Origin of the sequence: Butyrivibrio sp. XB500-5, assembly GCF_003625505.1 — a bacterium.
Classification (GTDB): Bacteria; Bacillota; Clostridia; order Lachnospirales; family Lachnospiraceae; genus Butyrivibrio.
In genome coordinates this window covers 936,342-952,685 of the sequence record NZ_RAIS01000001.1, presented here as the reverse complement: position 1 = coordinate 952,685, position 16,344 = coordinate 936,342, and the positions used below count along the sequence as shown (strand labels likewise).

Here is a 16,344-nt window from a genome sequence, read left to right as displayed (position 1 = left end):
ATACCTAGGGGAATCATACAATGGCTAGTATCACGGTCTCCAAAACCGTTCATGCGGGTTCGAATCCTGCTTCCCCTGTTAAAAAAGCCGCTCAATCATAGGATTGAGCGGCTTTTAATTTATCTTTATCTATTATCATTATTTATTATTCAATTCTTCTTCTGTATAAGAAGCCTTCTTTTTCGTAAATAGCAGTAATAGCGCCTTCCCTGAAGCTCTCTTTCTCGACGGTTATCGTTCCGTCGGGATTTATGGATTCCCTGCCTTCAATATCGGCAGAATAATTGTTTATCATTATTCTTATACCGATAAGCAATAGGGCGGTAATCGTAACAAGGATCATACCGATTATCGGGATGATCTTGGATTTCTCCTCCTTGATATCACTCTTTCCTATACCCTTCATTATTGTAAGCACAATACCTATAGTGGCTACCATCCACAGTACGTTAAGGATTGTGGAGCAGTCGAGATAAATATATTCTCGAAGTTCCAGACCTGTCGGAACGGTGCTCTTAATAAAGGTAATTGCAATTGTCATTACAACAAGCGAAAAAAGCAAAAAGCCTGCTGCTATCTTTCCTATTTTCCTCATAAATTTTCCCCATAAGAATGACTAAGCATTAATACTTAACTATTATACAAAATATAAATATCTTTTACAATGGGAGTAACAAGTAAAATTGCTAAAAAAATTTACGTATAATTTTTATATAATGTACAAACATATCTTATGTGTTATACTGAGTTCTGAATTTATCCTTATTAAAGAGGTGCTTATGGCAAAAGAGATCTGGAAACCCGGCAATATGCTTTATCCGATACCGGCTGTAATGGTCAGCTGCGGAAGGCCCGGAGAGAAACCTAATATAATAACTGTTGCGTGGGCAGGTAATATCTGCAGTAGCCCTGCGATGTTGTCTATATCCGTGCGAAAGGAACGTTTTTCCTACGATATTATTAAGGAAACCGGTGAGTTTGTTGTGAATCTCACAAGCGCTTCGCTTACGAGAGCGGCGGACTGGTGCGGTGTCCGTTCGGGAAAAGATTTCGATAAATTTAAAGAGATGAAGCTTACACCTCAGAAATCAGAGAAGATATCGGCTCCCGGAATTGAGGAGAGCCCTGTTAACATCGAGTGTAAAGTTAAGTCGGTCGTTGAACTTGGAAGCCATGATATGTTCATTGCGGAAGTTGTCTGCGTTACTGCTGATGACAGATTCATGGACGAAAAGGGAAGATTTGACCTTAAAGCTGCGGATCTCGTTGCTTATTCACATGGGGAATATTTTACGCTTGGCAAAAAACTGGGAAAATTCGGCTATAGCGTTGCTAAAAAGAGAAAGAGATGAAATATTTTATTCTATATGTAAAACAAACATTGCGATTCGTACTTAAGCCATTGTCTTTTGTACCCGCGATCATAATGATGTGTGTTATTTTCATGTTTTCAGGACAGAACGGACAAGAGAGCGATCAGCTAAGTTACAAGGTGGGCGTCAAGGTCTTTACCGTTGCCAATGAGACATTGGATAAAGGTTGGACAAGTGAGCACATTGAGGATCTTTCGCTTCGTTCGCAGCATTATATAAGGAAGGCGGCTCATTTTACGGAGTACTTTTTACTTGCGGTATCGGTGGCGTTTCCTCTATATGTATATGGTTTGAGAGGGATCAGGCTCATGGTATTTGCAGGATTGTTCTGCGTGGGATATGCTGTGCTGGATGAATATCATCAATCCTTCATCGACGGGCGTACTCCCGGAGCTAAGGACGTATGCATAGACAGTGCGGGAGCTTTTCTTGGAACGATCGTTACCAGAATTGTCGGCTGGACGGGAAGGATGACGATATTTCGAAAACTGTCCAAAAAATATATTGACACATGAATATTGACTGTGATATATTACTTTAGTATTTGAAAACAAAGCAGAGTATCCACTCTCACCCTGCGGCATTGCCAGTAGGCGTTAATAACTTTTCGATACAGATTATTTTTCTGTGTGTGATTAGGTGGATGCATTGCGCATTCACCTTTTTTAATTATTTCGGAGGATAAGGCCATTAGCGAGTTATTTATTAACGAACAGATCAGAGCTAAAGAGGTTCGCGTGATCGGAATCGACGGCGAGCAGCTCGGAGTTATGTCAATTCAGGATGCCAGAAAGGTTGCCGATGACGAGGGTGTAGATCTTGTTATGATCGCTCCCACCGCTAAGCCACCTGTTTGCAGAGTTGTTGATTACGGCAAATTTAAGTATGAGCAGCTTCGCAAAGAGAAGGAAGCAAAGAAGAAACAGAAAACCGTTGAGATCAAGGAGATCAGACTTTCTCCCAACATCGATACCAACGACCTTAATACCAAGGTTAACGCAGCCAAGAAGTTCCTTGAGAAAGGAAACAGAGTTAAGATCACACTTCGTTTCCGCGGAAGAGAGATGGCTCACATGGGCGCAAGCGTTCACATCCTTACAGATTTTGCAGAGGCACTTGCCGATGTAGCTGTTATTGAGAAGCAGCCCAAGGTTGAGGGACGCAGCATGACAATGTTCCTTGCCGAGAAGAAGAACTAAGGGTTTTACCATAATTTTGGTTGAACATATATCATGATAATTAAAACATTTAGGAGGATTTAGTTATGCAGCAAAAGATGAAAACAAAGAGAGCTGCTGCCAAGAGATTCAAGGTTACAGGCACAGGCAAGCTCATGAGAAACAAAGCGTATAAGCGCCACATCTTAACAAAGAAGTCCACAAAGAGAAAGAGAAACTTAAGACATGCCGGACTTGTTGACGCAACAAACGTAAAGACAATGAAGAGCATTTTGCCTTACGCGTGAGTAGAGCACTTAGTTAGGTAGTTAAATTTTTAGGAGGATATATAGATGGCAAGAGTTAAAGGCGCATTAAATGCCAAGAAGAAGCACAAAAGAGTTTTAAAGCTTGCAAAAGGTTACAGAGGAGCAAGATCTAAGCAGTATAGAGTAGCTAAGCAGTCAGTTATGAGAGCACTTACTTCAGCATTCGCTGGACGTAAGCAGAAGAAGAGAGACATGAGATCTCTTTGGATCACTCGTATCAATGCAGCTGCAAGAATCAACGGACTTTCATACAGCAACATGATGCATGGTCTTAAGCTTGCAGGTGTAGATATCAACAGAAAGATGCTTGCTGAGCTTGCAGTTAACGATCCTGAGGGATTCAAGACACTTGCTGAGCTTGCTAAGACAAAGATCGCATAATAGATCTTTTGTTGCAAACTTACGTTGTGTATTACAGGCGGAAACGCCAATTGATATATAAGTTTTTTTACGATAGAATATAGGAGTCTCGAATATCGAGGCTCTTATTTTTTTGTAATACTTTCAAGCGATAGTCATGCTTGCAGTCTTTAGGAGGTATATAAATGGCTGTTTTAAACAATATTGAGCCCAAAGAGGTGTTTCATTTTTTCGAGGAAATATGTAATATTCCGCACGGCTCACAGAATTTGCAGAAGATAAGCGATTATCTTGTTTCTTTTGCCAAGGAAAGAGGAATTGAGGTCAGTGCAGACAATGCGCTTAATGTTATCATGAAAGTTCCGGGGACCTCCGGATATGAGGATAAGGAACCTATTATTTTGCAGGGACATATGGACATGGTTGCGGTAAAAACTGCAGACAGCGATATCAATCTTGCAAATGAAGGACTTAGAGTGAAGACAGACGGAGAGTATGTATGGGCGGATGGAACCAGCCTTGGAGGCGATGACGGTATCGCTGTTGCATACATTCTTGCACTTCTTGATTCCAAGGATATCCCTCATCCGCCGCTTGAGATAGTGATCACGACCGATGAAGAGATAGGCATGTTGGGTGCTGCCGTTCTCAATCTTTCAGATCTTAAGAGTAAGAAGATGATCAACATCGACAATGAGGAAGAGGGCGTATTTATTACAAGCTGTGCCGGAGGCGTGGGATTTGGCGCTGAATTTCCTATTAAGAGGGTAGAGAAGACCGGCGTTAAATGCAGAATATCAGTATCGGGACTTCTTGGAGGACATTCCGGCGAGATGATCGATAAAGGAAGAGGAAATGCTGCGATAATATGTTGCAGAGTCTTAAGAGAACTGCTTGACAGTGCCTCTTTTAACATCGTAAGTATTAACGGAGGCGTCGCCGATAACGCCATTCCGCCTGAGTGCGACAGTTTTATCATTGTAGATGAGAAAGATGTCGACAAGGTGATCGACAGTGTCAAAAAGACCTTTGATGACATTAAGAGTGAGCTTGAGTTAAAAGATCCGGGACTGCTGATATCTTTTACCAAGGAAGGAAAAGAAACTGCGGCTTGCCTGGATGATAAAGCCACCAAGGATTTCCTTAAGATGATCGGCATGATGCCTGACGGAGTGCAGGTTATGAGCGCCGCTATCAAGGGGCTTGTCGAGACATCGCTCAATCTTGGAATAATGTCTACGAAGGAAGATAGGATAGTTACCGTGCAGGCGGTAAGAAGCAGTATAGATTCTGCCAAGGTCACTCTTCTTAAGAAGATTACGGACATTGCGGAGATGTTTGGATGCAAGGTCACAGTTGCGGGAAATTATCCCGGATGGCAGTTCAGACAGAATTCGGAGCTTAGAGACCATATGGTCGAGGTTTATAAAAAGCTCTACGGGAAAGAGCCCAAGATTGAAGCAATTCATGCGGGACTTGAGTGCGGTATCTTAAGTAATAAGATAGAAGGACTTGATTGTATCTCGATCGGCCCCGATATGCAGGATATTCACTCGACAAAAGAAAAATTATCAGTACAGTCAACAGCCAGAGTGTGGGATTATCTCAAGGCGGTTCTTGCCTGAGATTGAGGCTGTTTTCTATAAAATACGCTTATAAAAGAATGGGAGAGAAAGTGGATAACATAAGAAGCAGTATAATTGATGAAGTTATACGTCAGTTCAACGAAAAGGGTATGAAGTTTACCATGGATGATATATCTGCGGCGCTTCATATCAGCAAGAAGACTATTTACAAGGAGTTTAAGGACAAGGATGAGCTCTTTATGGAGACCGTGGATTACGGCTTTTCCGCACTTAAGGAAAAAGAGGCTCAGATCATAGCGGACAATTCGCTGGAACTTGTGGAGAAGATCTCAAAGCTTATCGTGTGTCTTCCGGATAAATATCAGAATATAGACTATAGGCTTATCTATCAGCTTAAAGACAAGCATCCCAGGATCTATGAGAAGTTCACAAGCAGGATTGAACGGGATTGGAAGGATACCGAGAAGCTTATAAAAGAGGCTATGGATAATGGACTTATAAGAAAAGTTCCGATGACTATAGTAAAACTTATGCTCGAAGGATCGGTGGAAAAGTTCCTTGGAACAGATGAACTCACAAAGGCACGAATCGATTACGAGGAAGCGCTTGAAGGTATGATCGATATCATGCTAAAGGGCATAGAAACTGAATAATTAATAAAAGAAAGAGTAGCGTCTTGCTACTCTTTCTTTTGTTAGTATGTTTTTATATCACAAATAATTATGCGTTGTGCTCGATAAGGTAATCGTTGAGTGCATCTACGATCTCTTCGCTGTCAATTCCGTGAACGGCACATGCTTCTGCAAGTGATTCCATCTGAGAAGCGGGGCAATAAATACATCCCATTCCGCATTCCATAAGGAACTGTGCTGCAAGAGGGTGCTTAACAATAAGATCGCCTACGATCATATCTGAGGTAACGAGTGCCTCGTTCTCGTTAACGACAGTCTCTTCATTTTTTACTTCTTCGTTAGCCAAAATAGTCTCCTCACTTTCGTTCTCTGTATCATTTCCAAAGAATAAATCTTTTAAGCTCATGTTGAACTCCTTCTTACACAAAAAAGATTGCGCGAAATCATTTTAGCGCACACTAACATTACCTGCAAGTTCTTTTTTTATAGTTCATAATTCTTTTATTTTTGATGTTATAATATGTATTAAATTATCTGAAAAAGGGGAATATATGGGTAAAAAGATATTTATAACCAACGATGACGGTATAGAATCTGACGGTATTGCCAGACTTGCCAAAGTGGCAAAAGAGTTTGGAGAGGTGTGGATCGTGGCTCCGGAGAGTCAAAGGAGCGCGGCTTCTCACAGTATTACATTAAGACATCCGATAGATGTTCATCCGTTCAGTGATTTTCCGGTAGAGGGAGTACATGCTTTTTCGTGTAGCGGAACACCGGGAGATTGCGTGAGAGTGGGAACACTTAATATAATGCCGGAAAAGCCCGATGTTGTGCTGTCGGGGATCAATTTCGGATATAACGTGGCTTCGGACATTCAGTATTCCGCTACGGCGGGAGCGGCTTTTGAAGGGGAGTTCCAAGGATATCTTTCGATAGCTCTTTCGGAAGGGATAACGGGTTGTCATGAGGTTACGGACAGATATCTTAGTGAGATATTGAAAGAGCTGTTTGAAAAGCCTTATGTGCCGGGACAGATATGGAATGTCAATTTCCCACACTGCAGGCTGGATGAATGTAAGGGCATATTAAGAGACAGACTGGTATCCAGAAAGGCGTTTTATGTAGACAGATACAAGGCTGTTGAGGAATTTTCAAACGGAGGCGTCAGCCTTATGGTTGACGGGATCTATTCGCCCGAGCATGAGGATTTGACAGACTTTGGGGCTGTGTTGGATAATTATGTATCAGTGGGTGTGGTGAAAAACTTAAGTTGAGGTTACAATAACAAGATTATATAAACGTTTATTAAGGAGAGACCATGAAAAGAAAAATATTAGTAAGCATTCTGGCTCTGACGATAATGGCGTCAGGATGTTCTTTTGGCCAAAACATCGAAGATAGCAATGGGACCACAGCAACCGTTAGCGGTTCTACAGAAAACGCGGGCGCAGAAAACGGATCCGATCAAAACGCGGATTCGGGAGAAGGCGCTTTGGTAAGTATCGCTCAAGGTCCTACTTTACTTGGAGATTCCGAAGTTAAGTATTACGACGAGAATCTTGTACCGTCTATTCCAAGCTACAGCGTAAATGAAGATTTTTCAAATATAGTTTTAAACGCTAATCAGGATTACTTATTCAATCCTGAGCGTCAGAGTGATTATAATGATGTAACTGCTAACAGAAAGGCGCTTGTGGATCACAATTTCCTTGTAGTCAAGGATGGCAGCAACGAGTTTTTTGAAATTTACGAGGCTAATCGTTACAGTCAGATCCCCAATTTTATTACGGTTGATTCATTGATGCATACCTATCATCTGTACTTTGCATATCTCATGAAGCAAACTGAGAAAAATCACCTTGCAGGGGAGCTTAAAAAGCTCAGTGCGCAGATGCTGGAGAGTTCTGTAAAGCAGTACGGTGACCTTAAGGGTACGGAGTTTGAAGCGGCGGCTCTTAGGAACGTTGAGTTTTTCTATATAGGAAGTAAGCTCCTTGACGACAGCGTAGCAGCTCCTATAAGCGACAGCTCTTTTGACAGTGTTGTAAATGGCGAGCTTGATAAGATCAATAATGCTTCCGGAATAGAAACATGTGCGATAACCGAGCTTAACGAGGATTATTCTCAGTACAAGCCGAGAGGATATTATGACGGTGATCCTGAGCTTGAGAAATATTTCAGAGCAATGATGTGGTACGGAAGAGTCGCTTATGCTTTTGATAACGAGGACATGGTGCGCAGTGCCATCCTTCAGAGCGTTGCGATAAATGATGCCAAGGATACATGGGAAGGCATCTACAGTATTACTTCATTCTTTGCGGGAAGATCTGATGATCCCGGATACAATGAGCTTTCTCAGATAGTGGAAAGCAGTTACGGAAGTGCAGACGTATCTGCCATTGCGGAAAATAAAGATGCCTTTGCCAAGGTTATGAGCGCGGTAAAAGAGCTCAATACTCCTTCGATCAATTCGGTTCCGGTTGAAGACGGTGAAGAGAATGTGATTCCTTCATACAGATTCATGGGACAGAGATTTACGATCGATGCAGCCATCATGCAGAGACTGATCTACAGGAATGTTGAAGAGAACAGTGCGGGAGAAACAAGAATGCTTCCCGATACGCTTGATACTGCCGCTGTGCTTGGTTCAGACAAGGCTATGGAGATTCTTGAAAGTCAGGGCGATACCGATTACAAGAACTACACCGAGAATGTGGAAGCTTTAAAGCAGGTGTTTAACAATGATGATGCTTCTATCTGGAATGCAAGTTTGTATTCCGGATGGCTCAATACACTCAGACCTCTTCTTGAAGAGAAGGGTGAAGGCTATCCTTCATATATGCAGAATTCGGAGTGGACCAAGAAAAATCTTGAGACCTATGCAGGATCTTATGCAGAGCTCAAGCACGATACGATCCTCTATGCCAAGGCCGTTATGGCAGAGATGGGAGACGGAGACCAGGAAGTCCTTGATGACAGAGGTTTCGTAGATACTCAGCCTGTTGTTTACAGCAGATTTAAGTTCCTTTCCGAGAAAACCAAGGAGGGACTTGATAAGTACGGAATGCTTGATGAAGGTGCAAAAGAGGATCTTGATAAGCTTTCCGAGATCGCAGGAACTCTTTTGACTATTTCGGAAAAAGAGCTTAAGAATGAGAAGCTTTCCGATGATGAATATGAGTTTATCCGAAGCTACGGCGGATATCTTGAGCACTTCTGGAAAGAAGCGGTTGATGACGGTACAGGTTCTGTTTCGGAAAGTAATCAGGCACCTTGCCCTGTTATCGCGGATATCGCGACCGATCCAAACGGAAGCTTTTTGGAAGTGGGAACCGGTTTTGCCGATGATGTGTATGTTGTATTCCCGATTGACGGAGAATTGCACGTTGGAAGCGGAAGTGTTTATTCATTTTATCAGTTTGAACAGTCCGGTGAGAGACTTGCGGATGATGAGTGGAGAGACAGGCTTAGAGGCGGACATATGGATGATAATTGGAACTGGGTTGAAAATTCGGACAAACCCACTCAGCCTGAATGGACTACAAGCTACAGAGTAGATGGAGAATGAAAATACCGGAAAAAAAGCTATCTTTAATTAAAAAACTTAAATGGCTACTGCTATCCTTAGGGATAGTGGTAGCTATTTGTATTGCCGTGATCTCAATCCGCCGAAATCATATCCCGTCATGGGTTAGCTGGAAGGAAAAAGAGATTTCTTTTGACAATGAAAAAGATAAGGCTTATTCCGGCATAGTTGTCGCGTTAAAGAACAAGAAACTGCAGGTTAAAGACAGAAACGGTGATATAGCTTTCAGATCCGAACGCGGTTTTAAGGTTCAGGATGTATTCGTGACGGATATAGACAGAGACGGCGATAAAGAGATGATCGCTCTTTTGTGGAAAAAGGGTAAGTACGGTAAACATAGGCCTTTCTGGGTTAAGAGCGATGAAAAGGACTATTCCCAGCATATCTTTTTGTATGATCTAAGTCCCGACGGAAGTGTGGAACATAAATGGGGCGCGTCGGAGATCGGTGTTGATGCCGTGCGGATGAAGCTCATGGAGAAGAATTCTTCAATACTTCTTATTGAGGACAAAGATAAAAAATGTACGCTTTGGACCTGGGAAGGATGGGGGCTTAAGAATATCGAAAACGAAGTCAGTGTGGTGGCGTTCGGAGATAATCTTATTCATGAACCTATCTATGAACATGCCAGAGATAACGAAAACGGAAGTTTTGATTTCTTGTACGAACCTTTTATAAAAGAAATCCAAAGCGCCGATATTGCGGCTTTAAACGCCGAGACGGTGCTTGTCGATAAAGAGTCGATGGTCGGAGGATATCCGAGCTTCGGTTCACCCATAGAAGTCGGGCAGGCTATTAAAAAAGCAGGCTTTGATGTGGCTGAATGTGCCAACAATCACGTGCTCGACAGGGGAGTGACGGGTATTGATATCACAACGTCTTTTTATAAGGATAATGAGATAACCTGTGTGGGAATCCAGAGCAGTAGCGATACTGAATACAGGCCGTATGAGATCATCAGTCGTAACGGGATAAAGATTGCGCTGCTTTCATATACCTACGGAACGAATGCCGGCGATATTTCGAACGATTATCCGAATGTGGTGCATTATCTTCCCAAGGAACATGAAGCCACAGAACAAGGCGATGAGCCGGCAGAAGATGAAAAGAAGCTGATCGAAGATCTTAAATCTGCGAGAGAAGAAGCCGATTTTGTGGTCGTATTTGTGCACTGGGGAGATGAATATGTAAAAGAGATAACGCCTTCGCAGGAGAGATACGCGCAGCTTTTTGCAAAGGGCGGCGCGGACGTGGTTATAGGTTCACACCCGCATGTCGTGCAGGAGACCAAGATGATGGAAAGACCTGACGGCGGAAATATGCTTGTTTATTATTCTCTTGGAAATTTCAGGGCAGCGCAGGGGCAGAGCGAAGATACCAAGAAGGGAGCCGAAGCGTATTTTACCTTAGGATATACTTTTGACGGAGTGGAGATACAAAATTACGAGACTAAAGAAATAAACGCATATTGGAAGTAGACGAATACCGGAAATAAATGCAGATAAAAAAGGCGCCGCGGGATAAAACCTGCGACGCCTTTATAGCGTAATATATTGGCTTAAGCCTGTGCTTTGTCCTTCGCAGCAGCTTCGTCGATTGCCTTGGCGATATCTTCTGCGGCGTCCTTGCCCGGAAGCTGGACTTTGAAGTATTTGACGTTGGTTGTGAGCTCTTCGGCGATCTTCTGGAGATCCTGAGCCTGCTCAACAACAGATTCCATATTTGTATCAAGTTCCATGAGAGAAGCGCTTGTTTCCTGAGTGGAAGCAGCGTTCTCTTCGGAGATGCTTGAAAGAGATTCAACAGAACTTAGGATGTTGGCCTTATCTGTGTTCATCTGCTCAACGAGAGCTGCGATCTGCTTGTTGCCTTCCTCGGTCTCTTTGAGGAGTTGAAGCATCTGATCGAAGGATTCACTCATTTCCTCAAGGGCTGCGGCCTCATTGGTAGTAGCTTCTTTGATGCTCTCTGTGAGTTCCTTGTTTGTGTTGGAATAATCGGTAATTGTCGAGAGCATGTTGGTAATCTCGCCTGCGAGATTATTGGTATCGCCCGCAAGATTCTTGATGTTATCTGCAACAACAGAGAAACCTCTTCCCGCTTCACCTGCTCTTGCAGCCTCGATTGAAGCGTTGAGAGCAAGGAGGTTGGTCTGGCTTGCTATTGAAATGATGGACTCGGCAGCAGTAGAGATCTGCTCAACAACGTTGGCCGTCTCGTTAACTGACTCTGCAACCTTTGTAGCCATCTCATCTGTCTTTTGATCCTGGAGCTTGATCTGTTCAAGCTGCTCCTTAACCTTGGAAGATTCACCGTATACAAGGCGACCTTTTTCAAGGTTGGAATTGGCGGATTCAAGCACACTGTCAACAGAAGAACCGATGTTGATGGTAATGGAGGATGTACTCTGAACATCCTGAGCCATAGCCGTTGCACCGGATGCAAGGTCATTAACCGCAGAGCTGATGTCTGTCGTTGTTCTCTGAGAGCTTGCAATTGAATCTTTGGCAAGTTCAGCCTTGCTGTTGACGGTATCTGCATGGTTTATAACTTTAACAAGAGCGTTTCTGAGCTCATGGCGCATTCCTTCAAGAGCATGTCCGATCTTATTGAAGTCTTTTACAATGCTGGTTGGATGGATCTTGGTAACAAAGTCACCTGATGCAACTCTTTCAACTGCTTTGGATATCTGCTTAAGGCTTTTCAGGATATTTCCGAGCATTATAAATGTAAATACCAAAAGAACAGCAGCTATAATACCGAAGATAGTTGAGCTTGCAACAATCTTCTTGGCGATATTTGCTGTGTTGATGCTCTTTTCTTCCTTGGCCCATCTGTCGGCAATATCAACCATATCATTAAGAGCGGATCTAGCTGTGTCAAAGTCATCGGAAAGTCTTTTGATCTCACCGGAACCTGCGTTGTATTCTTCTCCGCTACCCAATGTATTCTTATAATCTTCCTGCCATGCGACAAAATAAGTTGAGAAAGTGTCATAACACTGTGAAAATGTCATACCGTTCTCGGCAGTGATGGTATTGTAAAGGTACGCATTCTTCTGCGCGAGAGAGGTTGCTTCTTCAACTCTCTGCGAAGTCTCTTCTATATTGACCTTAACATCGTCCATGTATCCCGTAAGAGTAGACATATTGGCATACTTAAAGTTGGCAATATATCTGGTGATAGAGAGCATGGCCTGATGCATATCTCTGTCGGCATTAATAAGATCCGAATTGATGGTATAGAGCATATCATAATAGATTTCTTCATCAGCCTTCTCAATACTCTTCATCTGCACATTGCTGAAAATAATGCTTGCAATAAGTGCGATTATAAGTGGAAACGTGATAAGAAGTAAGATGGCAGACATGCTGGCACGAAAACCGGAATTCCTTTTCTTCTCTTTCATGAGATATACCCCCGCTTTTTCTCGATAGTATGTTACTTCTTAATTATCGGCTTATTTTTATAAAAAGTTAATAGGTTTTACGCAATATTTATGTGTTTTAAGAAATTTTATTTCAAGTGTTATGATTCACAGACATGATTACTTGGTTTTGCAAATACCACGAATTAGCTTTTTATGAATAATTACTTATTTATCTTTTCTCTTATCTGCTCATTCGTTAATTCAATCTCTTTCCACAATTCTCTTGCGGACATTCTGACAGCGCCCGATCCGAACACGATGATCTGCTCGATGGCGTCTGAGGTTGCGACTTTTACGCGGTATTTTTTGCTGATTATGTGAGCGGCCTTTTCTATGTACTGATCCGCGGTCTCAGCTTCTTTTGTATAGATGACGGTTAGGTTTCCCTGCTTCTCGACATGCTCCGTGCCGCCGCGAACTCTGTATGCGTCGAAAACGAGTATCAGCTCTTCTCTGCGATAGCCCTGGAAATTGTTCAGGATGTCGATCAGAGAATCGCGAGCTGCCTTGAGGTCGGTCTGAGCCAGAGCTTTAAGGTCCTCCGAGGCATATATTATGTTGTATCCGTCTATCAAAAGAAACTCTTTATTCGGATCTTCGTCTTCTTTTTTGCTGAGGTTGCTGTGCTTTTTCTCTTTTTCCTGTTCAACGGCGTAGTCCCTAACGCTCTCATCGGGGGCGGTAAAAGAGCTTTCGTCAAATTCGGTCTTGGAATCTCCGACTCTTGGTTTTACCTTGCCGTAGGTTCTTTCAAAGATGGCTTTAAGCTCATCTTCGGCAGCGAAGTAATCTCTTTGTTTTTCTGAAAAAGAGCGTGTGTCTTCCATAGATGCTCTTTTTGCCTGAAGTTTTTTAAGAGCCTCCATGTCTATATTATCCACAAGATCTGTAGATGTGCCTGCATTGGAATCCTTGCTCCAACCCGTATCTATGTGCATGTGGCTTCCGACTTCATCCCAAGGGATTATCGTTGCGGCGCCGTGCTGACAGAATACAGAAGATGAAGGATTGTCCGTATCAAGATCGGGATAGTAGTCATACTCTTCAAGAACTTCCTCGGTGTTGTGGCAAGGACTGTAGCCGCTAAGTGTAGTGAAAAGACGGCCTTCTCCGTGTGAGTAAGCGGAGAGCTCTTGTGCGTAGTTACCAAGGCATGCTACGGGGACAGTACCAGTGATGATAGAGAAATTGCCCTCCATATCGGGAGCAGACACGGTACCGTTCATTCTTTGCATATCGTTAAGCGCTCTTCCTACGCAGTCTACAGGGACTTCAAGCCTATATTCTAAAATGGGCTCAAGAAGAACGGAATCAGCCTGCATAAGTCCCTGTCTTACCGCTCTGTAGGTGGCCTGTCTGAAATCACCGCCTTCTGTGTGCTTTTCGTGAGCGCGTCCGGCGATGAGAGTTATCTTTACGTCGGTAAGCTCGGAACCAGTGAGGACACCGAGATGTTTCTTTTCCGCAAGGTGAGTAAGGATGAGTCTCTGCCAGTTAAGAGCAAGCTCATCGGTACTGCAATTACTGTCAAAAGAGATTCCGCTTCCGGGTTCCGTAGGTTCAATAAGAAGATGCACTTCGGCGTAGTGGCGTAGCGGTTCAAAGTGTCCGACACCCTCAACGGGACCTGCTATTGTTTCTTTATATACGATATGTGCGGGGCCAAACTGTGCCTCGATGTTAAATCTGGTCTTTAATATATGTTTAAGTATCTCTTTTTGAACTTCGCCCATAACGCGAACTTCGATAGACTTGGTCTCTTCCGAATAGGAAACGCGAAGCATGGGTTCCTCTTCCTCAAGATTTTTGAGGTCGTTGTAAACAGTCACGGGATTGATGTCCTCGGGAAGCAGCAGCGCGCAAGAAAGGATGGGTTGTAAGACTTCCGAAACAGTATCTCCTTCAAGGTATCCAAGACCCTGGCCGGGAGAGGTGTTTTTTAGTCCCGTGACAGAACAGATCATGCCTGCAGTCGCGCTTTGTACAGCTTCATATTTATCGCCCGCATAGATCCTTATCTGGTCGACTTTTTCATCGCCGATAACGTCTCTTACATTTAAAGTGCCGCCTGTGATCTTAAGATGAGTGAGCCTGTTTCCCGAAGGGTCACGGCTTATCTTAAATACTCTTGCGCCGAATGCAGAGGTTCCGGCTGTCGGTGTGCTTTTTCTTTTCACATCGGCTGATGAATCGAGGATTTCGCTACTGCAGATTGTAGGAGCAAGGTCTGATACCAGATCAAGCAGTTCTTTTACCCCTTCCATCTTAAGTGCGGAACCAAAGAGAATGGGGAAGCAGTTTCTTTTTCGTACAAGCGAATAGATATCCCCTTTTTCAATCTTTTTTCCGTTTAAAAAATCAGAAAGAAGAGCTTCATCGCACATGGCAAGCTCCTCTTGGATTTCGGGAGCATCATACCCTTCACTTAGGTCAATACATGAAGAAGAGAGAGAATTCCTGATGTCGTTAAGGCACCGAGCCTTGTCGGCGAACGCCTGATCCATCTTATTTACAAATATAACCGTTGGTATCTTGTAGTGATCAAGAAGCTTGTAAAGGAGCTTGACCTGGCCTGTGACGCCGTCCGAAGCGCTTATCATAAGGACGGCAAGATCAAGTACCTGAAGTGTTCTCTCCATCTCGGGTGAAAAATCGGTATGTCCCGGAGTATCGAGAAGATCGAATCTGGTCTCTTTGTATTCAAAAACAGCCTGCTTGGAGAAAATGGTTATTCCGCGGGCTCTTTCAAGTTCGTATGTGTCAAGAAAAGTGTCCTTGTGGTCGACTCTTCCGGCTTTTCTGATGGCGCCGGATAAGTACAGCATAGCTTCGGAGAGTGTTGTCTTACCGGCATCAACGTGGGCGAGTATGCCCATTGTCAGGTTGTTCATTATATAAATCCCTTCGATAAATGGTAAAAGAAATAGCTATAATTATTATGCCATTATGATATAATATATCAAATAATGATTTTGGGGGTACACAGCATGAAAACATGTCCTAATTGTGGAACACAGATGGCTGATGAAGCCAAATTTTGCGAGAGTTGCGGCGTTAGCCTTGAACAGGGTAATCCGGGTATTCAGGGAGCGCAGCCTGTAGATAATGCACAGAGCGCACCAAATAACGGTCCTATTCCTACACAGATGCCGCCTGCGCAGACTCAGTATAATCCTTATCAGCAGTATTATAATCCCAAGGATCATACAAGTGAGTTTGATGTCAGAGATATAGCAGATAACAAGCTTTTTGCAGCTTTTGCTTATATTTTCGGAGTGCTTGGAATAATCGCTGCACTTCTTGTCAACAATTCACCTTTTACAAGATTCCATGCCAAGCAGGCAGTTAAGCTTGAGATCGCTGCGATCGTCTTGGTGATCCCGGCTGTAATTCCTTTCCTCGGATGGTTCGTTACATGCGCAGGTCTTCTCGTTTTGGTAGTTGTCAAGATTATTGCGGTAGTAAACGCACTTAACGGTAAGGCAATCGAGGCACCTATTGTCAGTGAGATCGGAGTATTTAAGGGCTGATATCTAAATATATTAAGCGATATGATTGTTATGACCCGGGACTTCCTTATTCGGAGGCTCCGGGTTTTTTATATTATAGGAACCTCCTATGAATATCATTTCTGAGAATTCAGATAATCAAGATGCGGAATTAAGTAAACTTCTTATGACTTTCTTAAGATTTACGGTAGATTTCCTTAAGTTTGAGCAAAGGCTATTTACATCATATTTTCATGGTGATAATCTATGCCCATCGGAAACGTGAACAAGACAACCTGTTTTTACACATCATCACGTCACGCAGGACAATCGTCCTGTATTGCTCGTTTCAGAGCAATTTTTTCCAAACACCAACTTGCACGGAGTCCTTTCATTGTTTTAG

General features: G+C 43.1%; 15 protein-coding genes and 1 tRNA gene. 12 read left to right on the top strand and 4 right to left on the bottom strand.

Annotated elements, in window-relative coordinates; genetic code table 11:
- The first annotated feature begins 6 nt into the window (after window positions 1-6).
- Window positions 7-78 (top strand) — tRNA-Trp (locus tag D6856_RS04355).
- A 67-nt stretch (window positions 79-145) separates the two neighbouring features.
- Here D6856_RS04355 and D6856_RS04350 read toward each other — a convergent pair.
- The gene (locus D6856_RS04350) at window positions 146-595 is read right to left on the bottom strand and encodes a hypothetical protein (RefSeq protein ID WP_120685877.1); all 450 of its coding nucleotides are present in this window, start codon (window positions 593-595) and stop codon (window positions 146-148) included.
- A 184-nt stretch (window positions 596-779) separates the two neighbouring features.
- On the opposite strand from D6856_RS04350, the gene D6856_RS04345 reads away from it, so the two are divergent.
- The 7 genes from D6856_RS04345 to D6856_RS04315 all read left to right on the top strand — a co-directional run bounded on the left by D6856_RS04345 (window position 780) and on the right by D6856_RS04315 (window position 5,458).
- A complete protein-coding gene (locus D6856_RS04345; RefSeq protein ID WP_120685876.1) occupies window positions 780-1,352 on the top strand; it encodes a flavin reductase family protein in 573 nt (190 codons plus the stop codon).
- A complete protein-coding gene (locus tag D6856_RS04340) occupies window positions 1,349-1,888 on the top strand; it encodes a VanZ family protein (protein WP_120685875.1) in 540 nt (179 codons plus the stop codon). The genes D6856_RS04345 and D6856_RS04340 overlap by 4 nt, the downstream gene beginning before the upstream one ends.
- A gap of 153 nt (window positions 1,889-2,041) precedes the next feature.
- Window positions 2,042-2,572, top strand: a complete 531-nt coding sequence (gene infC / locus D6856_RS04335) for a translation initiation factor IF-3 (protein WP_442857312.1) — start codon at window positions 2,042-2,044, stop codon at window positions 2,570-2,572.
- A 65-nt stretch (window positions 2,573-2,637) separates the two neighbouring features.
- Window positions 2,638-2,838, top strand: a complete 201-nt coding sequence (gene rpmI / locus D6856_RS04330) for a 50S ribosomal protein L35 (protein WP_022777867.1) — start codon at window positions 2,638-2,640, stop codon at window positions 2,836-2,838.
- Window positions 2,839-2,883: 45 nt separating this feature from the next.
- Window positions 2,884-3,240, top strand: coding sequence for a 50S ribosomal protein L20 (gene rplT, locus D6856_RS04325; protein WP_092246854.1), 357 nt, complete (start codon window positions 2,884-2,886; stop codon window positions 3,238-3,240).
- Between the two features lie 164 nt (window positions 3,241-3,404).
- On the top strand, window positions 3,405-4,844 hold the full coding sequence (locus D6856_RS04320; RefSeq protein ID WP_120685873.1) for an aminoacyl-histidine dipeptidase: 1,440 nt from the start codon (window positions 3,405-3,407) through the stop codon (window positions 4,842-4,844).
- Window positions 4,845-4,894: 50 nt separating this feature from the next.
- On the top strand, window positions 4,895-5,458 hold the full coding sequence (locus D6856_RS04315) for a TetR/AcrR family transcriptional regulator (protein WP_207667264.1): 564 nt from the start codon (window positions 4,895-4,897) through the stop codon (window positions 5,456-5,458).
- Between the two features lie 67 nt (window positions 5,459-5,525).
- Here the strand turns inward: D6856_RS04315 and D6856_RS04310 are convergent, their stop codons facing one another.
- Entirely contained in the window at window positions 5,526-5,843 is a 318-nt protein-coding gene (locus D6856_RS04310) for a DUF1858 domain-containing protein (RefSeq protein WP_120685871.1), read from the bottom strand.
- A 145-nt stretch (window positions 5,844-5,988) separates the two neighbouring features.
- Between D6856_RS04310 and surE the strand changes: the two genes are divergently transcribed.
- Genes surE through D6856_RS04295 form a run of 3 tightly spaced genes read left to right on the top strand, consistent with a single transcriptional unit; the run spans window position 5,989 to window position 10,501 of the window.
- Entirely contained in the window at window positions 5,989-6,711 is a 723-nt protein-coding gene (surE, locus tag D6856_RS04305) for a 5'/3'-nucleotidase SurE (protein WP_092246842.1), read from the top strand.
- A gap of 44 nt (window positions 6,712-6,755) precedes the next feature.
- Window positions 6,756-9,005 carry a DUF3160 domain-containing protein gene (locus D6856_RS04300; RefSeq protein ID WP_120685870.1) on the top strand — a complete coding sequence of 750 codons (2,250 nt, stop codon included), beginning with the start codon at window positions 6,756-6,758 and terminating at the stop codon, window positions 9,003-9,005.
- The gene (locus D6856_RS04295; protein WP_207667263.1) at window positions 9,002-10,501 is read left to right on the top strand and encodes a CapA family protein; all 1,500 of its coding nucleotides are present in this window, start codon (window positions 9,002-9,004) and stop codon (window positions 10,499-10,501) included. The genes D6856_RS04300 and D6856_RS04295 overlap by 4 nt, the downstream gene beginning before the upstream one ends.
- Window positions 10,502-10,581: 80 nt before the next feature.
- Here D6856_RS04295 and D6856_RS04290 read toward each other — a convergent pair whose 3' ends face one another.
- Window positions 10,582-12,432 (bottom strand): methyl-accepting chemotaxis protein, encoded by a 1,851-nt coding sequence (locus D6856_RS04290; RefSeq protein ID WP_120685868.1) that lies wholly within the window; start codon window positions 12,430-12,432, stop codon window positions 10,582-10,584.
- 182 nt (window positions 12,433-12,614) lie between these two features.
- Window positions 12,615-15,344, bottom strand: coding sequence for a translation factor GTPase family protein (locus D6856_RS04285; protein WP_120685867.1), 2,730 nt, complete (start codon window positions 15,342-15,344; stop codon window positions 12,615-12,617).
- A 96-nt stretch (window positions 15,345-15,440) separates the two neighbouring features.
- Between D6856_RS04285 and D6856_RS04280 the strand changes: the two genes are divergently transcribed.
- Complete coding sequence (locus tag D6856_RS04280; protein WP_158588822.1) at window positions 15,441-15,983, top strand: DUF4870 domain-containing protein; 543 nt, start codon at window positions 15,441-15,443, stop codon at window positions 15,981-15,983.
- Window positions 15,984-16,344: the final 361 nt, after the last annotated feature.